The organism is Caballeronia sp. NCF2, from assembly GCF_023631205.1.
GTDB classification, from domain to species: domain Bacteria; phylum Pseudomonadota; class Gammaproteobacteria; order Burkholderiales; family Burkholderiaceae; genus Caballeronia; species Caballeronia zhejiangensis.
Genome location: NZ_JALQDN010000023.1, coordinates 1 through 3,171, shown reverse-complemented (window position 1 = coordinate 3,171; position 3,171 = coordinate 1). Strand labels below are relative to the sequence as shown.

The 3,171-nt window shown below is 54.1% G+C and carries 1 protein-coding gene; it reads right to left on the bottom strand.

Annotation, left to right across the window (positions count from 1 at the left end; genetic code table 11):
- Nucleotides 1-2,774: 2,774 nt before the first annotated feature.
- Nucleotides 2,775-3,171, bottom strand: a 397-nt coding sequence (locus NCS02_RS10960) for an SDR family NAD(P)-dependent oxidoreductase (RefSeq protein WP_250523076.1), incomplete at its 5' end; no start/stop codon positions are given.

Genomic DNA, 3,171 nt, shown 5'->3' with positions numbered 1-3,171 from the left:
GCCGAATGTATATATGCAATCCAGCACCTGCTCGCCGTAGAACAGATTGTTTGGCAAACGGGACGAGGCCATGTATACGACTGCAACCCATCTTGTCCAGGTCGATTCGCATAAAAACTGGCGCAAGCGGGACGCGTTCATATACGGTCCTAGAAGAATACTGGCAAGCTGACGTCCATCGGGATGAAATTCTTTCCGTAGCGGACGTTAGCGCCGTCGGAGCGACCACAGCGGCACAATCTTCCACGGTCGCCAAAAGCGAAGTGGTAGGAAGATGAGATCATCTTGTGTTCAGCATGCCGTAGATCTCGGGGTAACTGCACGCGGAAAAGATCTCGCACCAGACGGAATTCAAGATTTTTGCGGTTTCAGCGCGTCACGACAGCGTGCCCACAATTCGATCACCTCCGCACTCGTCAGATCCAGCGCAAGTGACTCGGTGAAAATACATTCGACTTGGGGGCAGCGACGCTTTTGTTTGACGTGTTCTCTGCAAAGTTTCAACGCGAGTTGGCCAAGCTGAACGCGCGTCATCCAGTCAAAGGACGTTTTCGATCGTGCGTGCCACAGGCGGGTAGATTCGACTAAGTGAGGAAGTGACCATGTTCGCGTCAGTCCGTACGACACTAGCGTCGCACAAACTAGGTAGCAGACGCAATGGACCCGGGTGTCGTCGGTGTCAAATTGAACGTTGAATTCGCGCATAGAGCATCGCACAGGAACTGACATTTAAGTACGGCGCGCCAGCAATCAGACGGCGGGCTGGCTTCACCGCTTTAGCAGAAAGGTTAGGGCATCCTGCAAAACTCATCTACGTTCGAGTTTGAAATGCAGCGTTTCGCGGACGACGACACGTGCACCACGAAAAAATTCAGCGGTAGCGAGGTTCACGAAATCGTCGATCGGAATTCGGGGGCGAATGCGGATTGCTATGTCAGCTCGAGAAAAGTGCGAACTTTCGCCCGCAAAGCGCTCACATACCAACGCGAACCTCGTCGGGCCGCCCCCAACTTCGTGATCGCTCAGGATGCGTTGCCGGCTAAGAAGGTTTGACGTGGGCGGATTTTCACTGAAGCATCGATGCATCGGATCTTCGAACGTCCGCTCCGCTGACAATGCCGGCCGACAAGGCGTCCGATTGGCGAACGGCGGCAACGAGTGAGCTCCGGTAGTTGGGCCGCAGGCGTAGTCGAGCGGGGTCGTGAAGAAACTTCTGCACGTTCGGCCAGAGACGCTTCTGACCGCACGGGGTCGTGGTTCCGCAGCCGTCCGAAGGAGAATCTTGCATAAGAAGCGGCTCTTTTTGGCCGGGCCGATCGACTGAGTGATGCCTGGGCGTGCGGTCAATTCGCTGTTGAAATATTGGTATCGCGGCGCGTGCTCAAAATACGTTCTGCCGAATATGGGACGATTAAGGCCGCGCTTTGCTTAGACGGGACAAATAGCAAGCGAATCCCAATATTCTTGGAGACTGCAATCGTGAGTGAAGTCTCACTGGCGTCTGTCTCCCGACCGTGCGCAATCACTCCACGCTCGTAAAACTCGGATACGAATGAACCTGGCGGAGCGCGGATTCATATATGCCCGTGGCTCTGAAAGGAAGTTGGTTTGCTGTTGAACGCATGCGCAGAAATGAACGGCAGTCCCGATAGGACTGCAAGGGCGCATCGATTGAAGCTAAGCTAATTCGATGAACGGTAACGGAACGATCAGCAGACTTGTCAACAACGTCGGTTAGGATGACCGCTCGTAGACGTCCTCAATCTTCCGTTGTATCGAACAATCTTTGCAACGCAAATGAGCCGACTGTCTAGCGTCACTCAATTTTCCTCGGTTTGCGAAAAAACATCGTATCTTCCGACGACTCAGTCCTTATATAGTGTTTCAATCCGATTGCTACTTATGCACTAGCGTTAAATGTATTTTGTTGCATGCTCGTGCAACCACTTTAGCTTTGTATAGGGCTTGCACCTTTATTTCTGGCTTTTTTGGTCGCGGCGCTACGAGCTTACTTCGAACTCGGATACCTATGAAGTTAGGGAGAGTCGATGTGCGGCTAATTCCTAGAGTTGGGGTTGGGGTTGGGGTTGGGGTTGGAGTTGGCGTTGGGGTGAGCAACTTTAGACAAAGCCCGCGTCAACAATGCGATTCGTGGCTCAAAAAAAATCGCATAGATTGAACGCGAGCGACGAAGATTAGGTAGAGGCGCACATGGGAAAAGTGGTGTGCCATGGCTTCTCGAATATAATCAAAATCAAGAACGCCACGACGAAAAGACCTTGCAAGTTTTTACCTTCTTGTGTGCGGGCCCATATTTTATTCGGATCACTGATTCGCGTTCGAGCGTTTAAAACTGGAGCGTTCGAGTTTAAGGCGCCGAGAGTTCTTGAAAATGGTTGCTGAACTTCGCACTTAAAATACATGCGAGTTGCCTTTGCACCTGTTCTCGCGCTCCCCACCGTCGCGAACGTCCCAGCGCGGGGCCTCGAGACACGCGTCGACGCTCCCTAGCGATTCTCTTCCCCAGTGCTGTTCAACAACGGCCATGGCGGCCTGAAATTCATACGAGACAACAAAATAGATCGTCGACTGTAAGTCACAAAGTACACATTACGGCGCCACTCTGTCACGGCGTATCTGATGATGGGAGTCGGCAGTGCCGTGACTCCGCAAGTGGGGTTTGACTCCAACCACATCTTCGGCAACATATATCGGCGCTCTTGGTGGCTTGGGGGTCTGCGGAGTGTCAACTATCGCGCTGAAACTGCGCCTACTTAAAGCGACGCGCGCTTAAACACGAACCGCGGCACGTTCCGGATGATCAGCATAATCCCCCACCAAAACCACGGCGTATAAAGCACGTCCTTCTTCCTGTCGATTCCGCGCACGATGTCCTTCGCGACCTTCTCCGGCGTGGCGACGAGCGGGCCGGGCAACGGCAGCCCCGCAGTCATCGGCGTGGCGACGAAGCCGGGTTTGATATCGACGACATGCACGCCGACCTTGAACAACCGCGCGCGCAAGCCTTCGAGAAACGCCTGCAACGCGGCCTTCGCGCTGCCATAAAGATAATTCGACGGACGTCCGCGATCGCCCGCCACCGACGAGATCACCGCGAGCGTCCCGTGCCGCTGCGCCTCAAGCCGATTGGCGATCGGCGTGATGAGCGCA